General features: G+C 36.4%; 13 protein-coding genes and 1 riboswitch. Of the genes, 10 read left to right on the forward strand and 3 right to left on the reverse strand.

Annotation, left to right across the window (positions count from 1 at the left end; genetic code table 11):
• Window positions 1-31 precede the first annotated feature (31 nt).
• Window positions 32-643, reverse strand: a complete 612-nt coding sequence (locus tag BFA01S_RS18275) for a lytic transglycosylase domain-containing protein (protein WP_066234109.1) — start codon at window positions 641-643, stop codon at window positions 32-34.
• A 14-nt stretch (window positions 644-657) separates the two neighbouring features.
• The gene (locus BFA01S_RS18280) at window positions 658-1,242 is read right to left on the reverse strand and encodes a CYTH domain-containing protein (RefSeq protein WP_066234139.1); all 585 of its coding nucleotides are present in this window, start codon (window positions 1,240-1,242) and stop codon (window positions 658-660) included.
• Window positions 1,243-1,384: 142 nt separating this feature from the next.
• Between BFA01S_RS18280 and BFA01S_RS18285 the strand changes: the two genes are divergently transcribed.
• The 4 genes from BFA01S_RS18285 (at window position 1,385) to BFA01S_RS18300 (ending at window position 4,193) form a co-directional block, all read left to right on the forward strand.
• Window positions 1,385-1,759, forward strand: coding sequence for a UPF0738 family protein (locus BFA01S_RS18285; protein WP_066234112.1), 375 nt, complete (start codon window positions 1,385-1,387; stop codon window positions 1,757-1,759).
• Between the two features lie 89 nt (window positions 1,760-1,848).
• Window positions 1,849-2,475 (forward strand): GTP diphosphokinase, encoded by a 627-nt coding sequence (gene yjbM, locus BFA01S_RS18290; protein ID WP_066234115.1) that lies wholly within the window; start codon window positions 1,849-1,851, stop codon window positions 2,473-2,475.
• A gap of 17 nt (window positions 2,476-2,492) precedes the next feature.
• Window positions 2,493-3,296, forward strand: coding sequence for an NAD kinase (locus BFA01S_RS18295; RefSeq protein WP_066234118.1), 804 nt, complete (start codon window positions 2,493-2,495; stop codon window positions 3,294-3,296).
• Window positions 3,297-3,305: 9 nt separating this feature from the next.
• A complete protein-coding gene (locus BFA01S_RS18300) occupies window positions 3,306-4,193 on the forward strand; it encodes an RluA family pseudouridine synthase (protein ID WP_066234120.1) in 888 nt (295 codons plus the stop codon).
• Window positions 4,194-4,248: 55 nt separating this feature from the next.
• Here the strand turns inward: BFA01S_RS18300 and BFA01S_RS18305 are convergent, their stop codons facing one another.
• Window positions 4,249-5,421, reverse strand: coding sequence for an FtsW/RodA/SpoVE family cell cycle protein (locus BFA01S_RS18305; RefSeq protein WP_066234122.1), 1,173 nt, complete (start codon window positions 5,419-5,421; stop codon window positions 4,249-4,251).
• A gap of 172 nt (window positions 5,422-5,593) precedes the next feature.
• Here BFA01S_RS18305 and mgtE point away from each other — a divergent pair, with 172 nt between their 5' ends.
• The 6 genes from mgtE to BFA01S_RS18335 all read left to right on the forward strand — a co-directional run bounded on the left by mgtE (window position 5,594) and on the right by BFA01S_RS18335 (window position 11,838).
• The gene (gene mgtE, locus BFA01S_RS18310) at window positions 5,594-6,961 is read left to right on the forward strand and encodes a magnesium transporter (RefSeq protein ID WP_066234124.1); all 1,368 of its coding nucleotides are present in this window, start codon (window positions 5,594-5,596) and stop codon (window positions 6,959-6,961) included.
• A 30-nt stretch (window positions 6,962-6,991) separates the two neighbouring features.
• Window positions 6,992-8,839 (forward strand): monovalent cation:proton antiporter family protein, encoded by a 1,848-nt coding sequence (locus tag BFA01S_RS18315; RefSeq protein WP_066234127.1) that lies wholly within the window; start codon window positions 6,992-6,994, stop codon window positions 8,837-8,839.
• A 99-nt stretch (window positions 8,840-8,938) separates the two neighbouring features.
• Window positions 8,939-9,049: riboswitch (TPP riboswitch) on the forward strand.
• A 177-nt stretch (window positions 9,050-9,226) separates the two neighbouring features.
• Window positions 9,227-9,820 (forward strand): thiazole tautomerase TenI, encoded by a 594-nt coding sequence (gene tenI, locus BFA01S_RS18320; RefSeq protein WP_066234130.1) that lies wholly within the window; start codon window positions 9,227-9,229, stop codon window positions 9,818-9,820.
• On the forward strand, window positions 9,820-10,044 hold the full coding sequence (thiS, locus tag BFA01S_RS18325; RefSeq protein WP_235843064.1) for a sulfur carrier protein ThiS: 225 nt from the start codon (window positions 9,820-9,822) through the stop codon (window positions 10,042-10,044). The genes tenI and thiS overlap by 1 nt, the downstream gene beginning before the upstream one ends.
• A 4-nt stretch (window positions 10,045-10,048) precedes the next feature.
• Complete coding sequence (locus BFA01S_RS18330; protein ID WP_066234133.1) at window positions 10,049-10,816, forward strand: thiazole synthase; 768 nt, start codon at window positions 10,049-10,051, stop codon at window positions 10,814-10,816.
• Window positions 10,816-11,838 carry a thiazole biosynthesis adenylyltransferase ThiF gene (locus BFA01S_RS18335; RefSeq protein ID WP_066234136.1) on the forward strand — a complete coding sequence of 341 codons (1,023 nt, stop codon included), beginning with the start codon at window positions 10,816-10,818 and terminating at the stop codon, window positions 11,836-11,838. Before BFA01S_RS18330 ends, BFA01S_RS18335 begins: the two co-directional genes overlap by 1 nt.
• Window positions 11,839-11,968 lie beyond the last annotated feature (130 nt).

Raw genomic sequence — 11,968 nt, forward strand, 5'->3', positions numbered from 1 at the left:
GAAAACCCCCATTGATGAAAGTTTCACTTTATTAAGCCATATATGAATTTGTTATTTTCCGAACGTAATTTTGTGTTTCTTTAAACGGTGGTATGCCGCCATATTTATCAACATTCCCAGGACCCGCATTGTATGCAGCAAGAGCGAGGTGAACATTCCCGTCATAGCGATCAAGCATTTTTTTTAAGTACTTTGTGCCGCCGTCCACATTTTGAGCAGGGTTTAATGAGTCTGTGACACCGAGTGATCTTGCTGTTGCGGGCATGAGCTGCATTAATCCGGCTGCACCGACGTGACTTTTGGCATTTGGATTGAATCCGGATTCCTGCTTTATAACAGCACGAATAAGTTTTTCATCAACTCCATATTTATTTGCTGCTGATCGAATAATATCGTCAATTGAGCCATTTTGAATTGGCTGCTGTTCAGCAAGTTTTATTTCTAAAGGAGAATAATTTGACATAGGTGACAATGGCTTACTCGCTTCTGTCTTCACTTCCTCCTCTGAATTTGAATTCATAAATGAGAGGAGAGCTTCTTTAAAATCAGCCATTATTGGTTCAAGGCTAGATTCATTTGTTTGCCCAGAAAAATTGCGTAGTGCCTGCAGTTCAAGCATCGTCCTAAAATAATCAATCTTCATTTACTTTCCCTCCTTTATGTTAGAGAACGATATTTCTCTTCATAAAAACGTCTTACTTTATTTTTGGTTTCACGAATTGGAATGTCTAATTTTTGCAGCAGCTGCAGGAATGTTTCCCTGCCGGTAATTTCATTTATTACTTCAAATTCTATCTCATAATCTTCTTTATTTAAATATCGGCTATGATCTAAAACTATTAAGCTGTCTTCTACCTTTTTTTCTGCCCTTCGTGTAGAAAGAGAGCCAAAATAAGCTATTTCCTTTATATTAATACCCATATTTTTTACTCTTTCGATTACTTGACCTTCGTGTATTTCACCTTGTTCTATAAATTTCCTCGCTTCTATTTCTGTTAGTTCTTCATGTGTTTCAAGAATACCAACAGGTGCCGGTTCTTTTAAAGTAAGAATATATTTCCCATCTTTCTGCCGGATTCTTAAATTAGAATGATGTTCTTTTAAGGCAAATTGTTTTGTGTCAAAATAATGGTTTTCCTGTTCGAAAAAGTCAGCCTCTTTCAGATGGAAAAATTTCAAAAGCATGAAGAATTCTTCTTCTGTAAGAAGGTTTTTAAATTCTATTTCAATTTCTTGGACCATTTTAATTAGTTCCTTTCGTCTATTGTCAGCTTTGAGGATATTTTTCTCATTATCTCTTGAAATGAATAATGAAGCAATCTTATCATGATGAGTTTTTATATGGTAGAATAATCTCAGAAAGTGATTTGGAAGGAGATTTTTCATGCAAAGTAGAATTACCATAAAAGATGCGAAAATTGTTGATAATATGCTTGTTTTACAAGCTGATCAATATGAAAATGATGAGAATGAACTGCAGGCAAAGGGACAAATGCTCGTTGATTCAGATAATCTCGCATTTATATATATTTTAGAAACGAGTGAGCAGTACGTTTATGTAGGTATCCCATATACTATGTGGAAGCAATTAGATGAAGCAAAAATAAAAGAGCTTCCTGTATATGTACAGGTAAATAACAAACAAATTGAGTTAATAAATGTCATTGATGAATTATCGTTTTTATTAGACAATATTAAAGATAATGGCAACTATGGTGAGGAGTTAGAAAGAAAGGTTGTTGAATTATTTTCTCTTTAAGAAACCAGGAGAGAATAATGTAATGAGTGAATATTGCCCTCTTAGCAATTATTGATACAGCCTTAATCGTCATACAAAGGGGGAGTTATATGAGAAATATAGAATGGGAGTTATTTTTAGCGCCTTATAAACAAGCAGTTGAGGAGCTGAAAGTAAAATTAAGAGGAATTAGAACAGAGTATGAGCTTGAACATGTCAATTCCCCAATTGAATTTGTGACCGGCAGGGTTAAGCCTATTTCAAGTATTTTAAATAAAGCAAAACAAAAGCAAATTCCAATTGAAGATATTCAGGATATCGCAGGTCTCCGAATGATGTGTCAGTTTGTTGATGATATTAAATATGTTGTGGAAATGTTAAAAAGACGAAATGATTTAGAGATCATTGAAGAGCGGGATTACATTACGAGCAAAAAAGAGAGTGGCTATCGCTCTTATCACGTCGTAGCAGAGTATCCTGTTCAAACAATTTCAGGTGAAAAGAAAATTTTAGTGGAAATTCAAATTAGAACGTTAGCAATGAACTTCTGGGCAACGATTGAGCATTCATTAAATTATAAATATAGTGGAAATATTCCACAAAATGTGAAAGAACGATTGCAGCGTGCAGCGGAAGCAGCCTATTCGCTTGATGGGGAAATGTCTCAAATTCGTGGTGAAATTCAAGAGGCACAGGCTATTTTTTTAAGAAAAACAGATGCAAAAGAATCTGAATAATAAAGGAGAAGCTTTCGATGAGATTTGCGATTACAACTAGGGGAGATTCGGTTTCAAATACTCTTATGCAAAAGATGAGGACGTATTTGCTGGATTTTAATTTAGAATATAATGAGGACCAGCCAGATATCGTTATCTCTGTCGGTGGTGATGGAACATTATTATACGCTTTTCATCGTTACCGCAGCCGCCTAGGTAAAACCGCTTTTATTGGAGTCCATACCGGACATCTTGGATTTTATGCAGATTGGAAGCCGGAGGAAATTGAAAAGCTTGTTATGGCGATTGCAAAGGATGACTATTCCGTTGTGGAATATCCAATTTTAGAAGTAGTAATCAGCCACAATGACGGTTCGAGAGAAGCAAGATATCTTGCACTGAACGAATGTACAGTAAAGAGTATTGAGGGCACAATGGTGATGGACATTGAAATCAAAGGAGAAAAGTTTGAAACGTTTCGGGGGGACGGTCTTTGTATGTCCACACCATCTGGAAGTACAGCATATAACCGCTCATTAGGCGGGGCAATTATTCATCCGTCCATTCGTGCGATTCAATTAGCGGAAATGGCATCAATAAATAACCGTGTATTCAGAACTATCGGTTCACCGCTTCTTTTACCTGAACACCACCCATGTGTGCTAAGACCTGTTACTGATGTCGATTTCCAAATTACGATCGATCATTTAACATTGCTTCATAAAGATGTAAGATCGATTCAGTACCGTGTCGCAAATGAAAAAGTCCGCTTTGCAAGAATTAAACCTTTTCCATTTTGGAACAGGGTCCGAGATTCCTTCATTGGATATTCTGACCGTTAGTGAGATGCTATGAAATCATTCCGGTTACAATGGACAATGACTAAAGTAGAAGAGGGAAAGCTTGTACGCGAGTTTTTACAGGAAAAGCGAATTTCCAAACGTGCTTTAACTGATATTAAGTTTTCTGGCGGAGCAATTAAAGTAAATGGGGAAGATGTGAATGTGCGCCATTTATTAAAGGATGGTGAAATACTTACTGTCATCTTCCCGGAAGAAAAACGAAGTGATGGACTAAAGAGGCAGAAGCTTGAGTTTCAAATTGTCTATGAGGATGACCATTGTCTAGTCATCAATAAACCGCCATTTTTGCCGTCGATCCCGTCACGTGAACATCAGACAGGGACACTTGCAAATGGTTTAGCTGATTATTATGAAGAAAATGATATTCCATCGACGGTTCATATTGTAAATCGTCTTGATAAAGATACATCGGGAATTATGCTCATTGCCAAACATCGTTTTGCACATTCCTTATTTTCAGCAGAGCAAAAGGACAAACGAATTGAGAGAACATATACGGCAATTGTTCACGGTATTATAGAAAATGATACTGGTATCATTAATGAACCGATCGGTCGAAAAGCAGACAGTATTATTGAAAGAGAAGTCCGCTCTGACGGACAAACAGCAGTTACCCATTACCGTGTTTTACAAAGATTTGATGATAAAACATTGCTGTCATTAAAGCTTGAGACAGGACGTACACATCAAATCCGCGTCCATCTTTCATCAATGGGGCATCCTTTATGCGGAGATACTTTATATGGAGGAATGCGAACGGAAATAAACAGACAAGCTCTGCATAGTGAACATATTTGTTTCTGGCATCCTTTTTTAGAGAAGGAGATAAGTTTCTCAACTGAGCTGCCTTTTGATATGAAGGAAATATTAAAATAAAAATCGGAGCTTACCTTGAGTAAGCTCCGATTTTTTATGAATACATCTATAAAAGTTAGTCAAACATGTATTTTCTTGTTCTTGATCTGACATTTAAAATAAGGCCGATTGCGATCATATATGTTGCAAGTGAACTTCCGCCATAGCTAATGAATGGCAATGGGAGACCTGTAATTGGCAGCAAGCCGACTGTCATGCCGACATTCTGGAAAACTTGGAATGTAATCATTCCGATAATACCAGTACATATATAGCTTCCATATGGTTCATTGCTTTCCAATGCGATGTGAATCATGCGATAAATAAGTAAGAAGAATAAAGAAATGACGATACTGCCGCCTATAAATCCGAATTGTTCCGCAATAATAGAGAAGATAAAATCCGTATGTGCCTCAGGTAAGTATACTTCTAAGTTTTGGTATCCTTTACCTTTCAGCTCACCTGAACCGATAGCAAGCAATGACTTGACGAGCTGGAAACCTTGCTCTCCAGCATATTCATACGGATTTAACCAGCCGTAAAAGCGGTCTAGTTGGTATAATTTTCCATTTAGTATATAATCATTAAAAAATTTTGGGAATTGAAAGAAAATAAATACCACGGTTGAAGCTAGGAATACTGCTGTACCAACAAAGCTTAAAATAATTCTCCATTTAATTCCAGATACGATGATGAGCGAGCCGATAATGGCACAAAAAACCATACTCATTCCCATATCAGGCTGTCTATAAAGTAAAAAGAGTGGAGGTGCAGCAGCTAAAGCAATCTTCCCGATCAGTAAAAAGTCATCTTGTATATCACTGTTTGGATATTTTTCCCGATGATCCGTAATGAGCTTGCTCAAGACAATAATCATAATGATTTTCATTAATTCTGAAGGCTGGAAGTTTCCAAGCGGACCGAGGTTATACCAGCTTGTCGCACCTTTTATTGTTTGGACAATTCCTTGAGGTAATATTTCAAGTCCAAGGAGCAAAAGCATCCCAAATCCATATAAATACCAAGAAAGCTGTTTGAAACGGTCATAATCAATAATCATTGTACCGATAACGACAATTCCTCCAATGATATACCATTGGATTTGTCTTGCGGCAAAGTTTATGACTTGCAGTTTTTCGGGTAATGTAGCTTGAGCACTATAAATAGCTAAAGTACTGACAATTGCCATTAAAAACATAATAAAAATCAGTGTATAATCAACTTGTTGTGGAATTTTTTCTTTTTCCATAGCTCTGCCTTTCTCTTTTTATATAAAATTTTCATTACATCTTTAAAAGATGTTTGGTTTAGTTTTATTAATTCGTATAAAATATGAAGGGAAAGTTTTCATAAGTCATTTTACACTATTAGTATGAACTATGTAAGGATAAATTATGGAAAGCAGAAGGGAGGATACCTTTATGGCTGATGAAAGTGAAAAAGTAGAACTGGAAGAAGGAACACTCCTGTTGGCATTAGAGCATGAAAATTTGGAGGAGTTTCGAAAGACCTTTCTTGACCAGCATCCTTATGATCAGGCAAAGTTTTTTATTAAAATTGATGCTGAATTAAGAATGATCGTTTATCAGTTTCTTTCACCGAATGAGATGGCAACCATCTTTGAAAATATCGAAATTGATAATGATGAATATGAAATGTATTTAGCAGAAATGGATCCGACATTCGCAGCACAAATGATTGGAAAAATGTATGTTGATGACGCGGTTGATGTTTTAAATGAGCTTGATAAAGAGCAGGTAACGAATTATTTGAAGATTATGGATGATGAAGCTGCTGAAGATATTCGCGAATTGCTTCATTATGAAGAATATACTGCCGGAAGTATTATGACGACAGAGTATATTTCCATCCACGCCCATCAAACGATTCATTCTGCAATGCAAATTCTAAAAAAAGAAGCACCGAATGCAGAAACGATTTATTATGTGTATGTCGTTGATGAAGATAATAAGCTTGTCGGTGTTATATCATTAAGAGATTTAATTATTCATGATGATGAGACGATGATTTCTGAATTAATGAATGAACGGGTATATTCCGTAAATGTCATGGAAGATCAGGAAGAGGTAGCGAGAAAAATAATGGATTATGATTTTTTAGCGTTACCCGTTCTTGATAATGAAAAGCATTTATTAGGAATTATTACAGTCGATGATATTGTTGATGTTATCGACGAAGAGGCTAGTGAGGACTATTCAAAGCTTGCGGCAGTATCTGATGTTGATTCCATTGATCGCGGACCATTTTCAGCGGCGAGGAAAAGGCTGCCTTGGCTCATTATTTTATTATTTTTAGGGATGTTTACTGCGAGTTTAATTGGACGTTTCGAGGAAACATTAAATAAAGTCGCTATTCTGGCTGTTTTTATACCGCTAATTGCAGGGATGGCAGGTAATACAGGTACTCAAGCTTTGGCTGTAGCTGTCCGCAGAATTACACTTGGAGATTTTGAAGAAGAAAGTAAATTAAAACTTATTTTTAAAGAAGCGGGCACGGGGCTCATCACTGGTTCCATATGTGGTATCGTCGTAACAATCGTCGTCTTTATTTGGCAGAAAGATATTTTCCTTGGCTTATTAGTTGGTATTTCTATTTTAGTGACATTAACAGTAGCGACAATTGCAGGGGCTTTCATTCCTTTAATTATGCATAAATTAAAAGTTGATCCAGCTGTTGCTTCAGGTCCTTTCATTACAACGATTAATGATATTATTAGTATTTTAATTTATTTCGGTATGGCAACGATGTTTATGCAGTATTTGTTATAGGAAAAACTGATTAATAAAAGGAGGGGTTATATGCACGGAGCGTCTGTAACATCATTAGTGATCGTTATTCTTGTCGCTTTCTTAACACCGATTTTATTACATCGTTTTAAACTAAATATTATTCCAGTAGTTGTTGCGGAAATTGTAATGGGCTTGATTATTGGAAAAAGCGGATTTAATTTAGTTGAACAAGATATGTGGTTGGAAACATTATCCCTTCTTGGTTTTATTTTCCTTATGTTTTTAAGCGGCTTAGAAATTGATTTTTCAGCGTTTGTCAGTGGAAGAAAGAAAGAAAAACTGCCATCTGGAAAAACTGTTCCGAATAGTTTTATAGTAGCAACTGTTATTTTTCTAGGGATTTTTGCCCTTTCTTTTCTTTTATCTTATGCATTTACAGTAGCAGGTTTTATTGAAAATATGTTCTTAATGACTCTGATTATTTCAACAATCTCACTCGGTGTTGTCGTCCCAACATTGAAAGATGCGAAAATTATGAAAACGAATATAGGGCAAATTATCCTTCTAATTGCTGTTATTGCAGATTTGGTGACGATGATTCTTCTAGCTGTTTTTGCTTCTATTTATGATAGTGGAAATAGTAACACATGGCTTTTGTTAATTTTATTTGCTGCAGGTGTGGCTCTTTATTTTATTGGGAAGACATTTCAAAATCGTTCTTTTATTGACACATTGTCCAAAGGAACGATTCAAATTGGAACGAGAGCTGTATTTACATTAATCATCGTTTTAGTAGCTATTTCAGAAACGATTGGTGCTGAAAATATTCTCGGAGCTTTTTTGGCAGGAGTGCTCGTTTCCCTATTATCACCTAATAAGGAAATGGTACAAAAGCTCGATTCATTTGGCTACGGGTTTTTAATTCCGATTTTCTTCGTTATGGTCGGAGTGAAACTAAATATTTGGTCTCTTTTTAAAAATCCGAAAATTATTTTATTAATTCCGCTGTTATTTCTTAGTTTACTCATTTCGAAGATTATTCCAATTCTTTATTTAAGACGCTGGTATGATATGAAAACAACATTAGCGGCAGGATTTTTACTAACATCGACCCTTTCACTTGTTATTGCGTCTGCAACGATTGGAGAGAGAATAGGAATTATTACATCAGAAATGTCGGGAGCACTTATTTTAGTCGCTGTTATTACGAGTATCGTGACACCGATTTTCTTTAGGAAGCTATTCCCGAAACAATTAACACGGGCACAGAAGCAGAAAGTTATTTTCCTTGGAGCAAATCAGATGACACTTCCCGTTACGAGGGAATTAAATTCCGATTTATATGAGACTACTATTTACTATGTAAAGCAAGAGTCAATTGATAAAAAAGCGGATGAATCGCTTTTTAATTTACAAGAAATAAATGATTTTGCGTTTGATACGCTGAAAGAGAATAATGTGTTTGATGCCCATATTATCGTTGCTGCCACCGGGGATGAAAATAAGAATGCTGAAATTGCTCTTCATGCAAGGGAGTATGGGATAGAGAGAGTAATCGCTAGTGTTACTTCACCCGATTTAATTGAAACAATGAAAGAAAATCAAATTGATATTGTTTCTGTTCTTCTTTCAACGAAAACAATAGTCCGTGCCCTCGTTGAAGCGCCAAGTATTATGAGAATGCTAACGAATGCAGAAAATATGCTTTATCAAATCAATATGAATAATTCAAAGTATAATAAAATTTCACTGAGACAATTTCCATTTACCGGGGATATTATTTTTGTCCGGATTTTCAGAGGAAAAGATTCCATCGTTCCTCATGGTGATACAGAATTGATGGTTGGTGATCGTCTTATTGTTACAGGGCAAGTGGAATATGTAAATGAATTAAAAGAAGAGCTGCAATATAGTTAAAACGATAGAATACTTTTTTCTTGAAACTTTCGACAAATTTGTTATGATAGAATAGAAAGTAAAACTCGTATAAATAGGGAGTTTTACTATATACAAATGAATTACCGCTAGAGGTGCCTTTTTATGAAAGGCTGAGATCAAAGTGTGCCTTTGAGACTCTTATCACCTGATCTGGGTTATGCCAGCGTAGGGAAGTGGGTTGCGGATATATTAGGCACAAACCACTCTCCTATGTTAGGATAGTGGTTTTTTTGTATGGTTTCTCTATTGTAGTCTACCTGCTTTTTAATTGAAGAAACACGTATTTCTGTTCAAGATTGCAGCAGTGCATGATATAGCTTGGACTGTACGAGACATTGATGCTTTTTTCGAGAAAGGTTTGATTGTATGGAAATTCATGTTATAACCGATGGGAAAAAGACAGTTGATGAACTAGTTGAAGTTATTACTGAATTTCATCAAGAAGCAGACTATATTCATATTAGGGAGAAAACAAAGACAGCGAGAGAGCTCGTTCAATTAGTGACAAGACTTTCAGATAGTGGTGTCGATAAGAGAAAACTAGTCATAAATGATAGACTCGATGTCGCTTTAATGAGGAATATTCCTAATATCCATTTACCAGGTCACAGTTTTTCGATTAAAGAAGTAAAGACAAACTATCCTGAAATGAGAGTCGGCAGTTCTATTCATTCTGTGGAAGAAGCGATTCAATGTGAGGCAGAAGGTGCTGATTATTTGCTTTTTGGCCATATATTCGCAACGAACTCTAAAGTGAATCTCCCAGGAAGAGGAATTTCGGCACTTGAGGAAGTTTGTAGAGCTGTGAATATCCCGGTAATTGCAATCGGTGGAATTACTCCTGAGAAGGCAGCTGAAATTAGCGCCGCAAAAGCGGCTGGAATGGCAGTAATGTCATATGTCTTATCAAGTGATAATCCAAAAGAAGCAGTAAGAAAGCTGAAACTAGGAGTAAAATAATGAAAGATGAGGTGGGTTTGATGGTTATCAAACTTAACGGAGAGAATGTAGAACTTACATCAAGTATCCGTGTTATTACTGATTTGCTTTCACATTATGAGCTTGAGAACAGGCTTGTAATTGTTGAACAAAATAAAGAGATTATTAGTAAAGAAGATTACGATACTAGAGAAGTAAATCAAGGAGACGAAATTGAACTTGTTCACTTCGTTGGGGGAGGCTGATTAGATGCTTAAAATTGGAGATAAAGAGTTTAAATCACGTTTATTATTAGGAACAGGGAAATATCCGTCATTTGAAATTCAAAAAGAAGCTGTGGCAAAATCGGAGTCGGAAATTTTAACATTCGCTGTAAGAAGAATGGATATTTTTGAACCAAGCCAGCCGAATTTTCTTGAGCAGTTAGATTTATCAAAATATTCACTGCTACCAAATACAGCAGGTGCGAAAACGGCAGAAGAAGCTGTTCGAATTGCGAAGCTCGCTAAAGCATCAGGTTTATGCGATATGATTAAAGTTGAAATTATCGGCTGTGATAAAACATTGCTTCCTGACCCGGTGGAAACATTAAAAGCGAGTGAAATGCTGTTAGAAGAAGGATTTATTGTTTTACCGTATACTTCAGATGATGTTGTGTTAGCTCGTAGATTAGAAGAATTAGGGGTTCACGCAATCATGCCTGGTGCATCACCAATCGGTTCTGGACAAGGTATTTTAAATCCAGTCAATATTTCATTTATTATTGAACAATCAAGCGTACCGGTTATCGTTGATGCAGGTATTGGTTCACCGGCAGACGCAGCACTTGCAATGGAACTCGGTGCAGATGCGGTTCTTTTAAATACAGCTGTATCAGCAGCAAAAGATCCAGTGAAAATGGCGATCGCTATGAAGCTTGCAATTGAGGCGGGAAGACTTGGCTACGAAGCTGGCAGAATTCCGAAGAAACAATATGCAACAGCTAGCAGTCCGACAGAAGGAATGATTACAACTTAATGGAACGATATTCACGCCAAATTTTATTTAGTCCAGTTGGTGAAGCAGGACAAGAAAAAATAAGAGGAAAGCACGCATTATTAGTCGGGGCAGGTGCACTTGGTACAGCAAATGCAGAAATTTTAGTGAGAGCTGGTATCGGAGAAATCACGATTATTGACCGTGATTATGTGGAATGGAGCAATCTCCAGAGACAACAGCTCTATACAGAAAATGATGCAGAGGAAAGATTGCCAAAAGCTATCGCTGCAAAAAATCATTTATCACAAATTAACTCTGAAGTGAAAATAAATGTTTATGTAGATGATGTCAGTTCTAAAAATATTGAGGACTGGTTAACAGGTGTAAATGTTATTCTTGACTGTACAGATAATTTTGAAACTCGTTTGCTTATAAACGATGCTTCGTTAAAATATAATATTCCATGGATATATGGTGGAGTTGTCGGAAGCTATGGTCTGTCATTTACGATCATTCCTCATGAAACACCTTGCTTGCATTGTTTATTAAAACACATCCCATTTGACGGGATGACATGTGATACTGTTGGTGTTATTTCTCCAGCAGTGACAACGGTTGTTGCACATCAGGCGACAGAAGCATTAAAAATTCTCGTCGAAGATAAAGAAAACATCCGCAAGAAACTAGTTTCATTCGATTTGTGGAAAAATCAGTATTCTTCTATTAACATGGAACGTTTAAAAAATGATGCATGCCCGACATGTGGAGAAAATCCTGTCTATCCTTATTTAACAGCAGATAAGGAAGCAAAAGTTGCTGTGTTATGCGGAAGAGATACAGTTCAAATCCGTCCGCCAGAAGGATCAGAGAAAAAATTTGACTTCGTAACAATTGCAAAAAGAGTAAAGCCAATCGCAGATACTTTTTTAGAAAATGGATTTTTACTTTCCTTCTCAGTAGATAAACACCGCCTCGTTTTATTCCAAGACGGCAGGGCGCTTATCCATGGAACGAAAGATGTTGCAGAAGCAAAGACAATTTATCATCGCTATATTGGATAAAAAAGCTGGAGCTTGAGCTCCAGCTTTTTTATGTGATGGGAAAGTCGCTGATAAAAAGGGAAAGTCGCTGATAAAAAGGGAAAGTCGCTGATAAAAAGGGAAAGTCGCTGATAAAAAGGGAAAGTCGCTG

The organism is Metabacillus fastidiosus NBRC 101226 (assembly GCF_001591625.1).
Lineage (GTDB): Bacteria > Bacillota > Bacilli > Bacillales > Bacillaceae > Metabacillus > Metabacillus fastidiosus.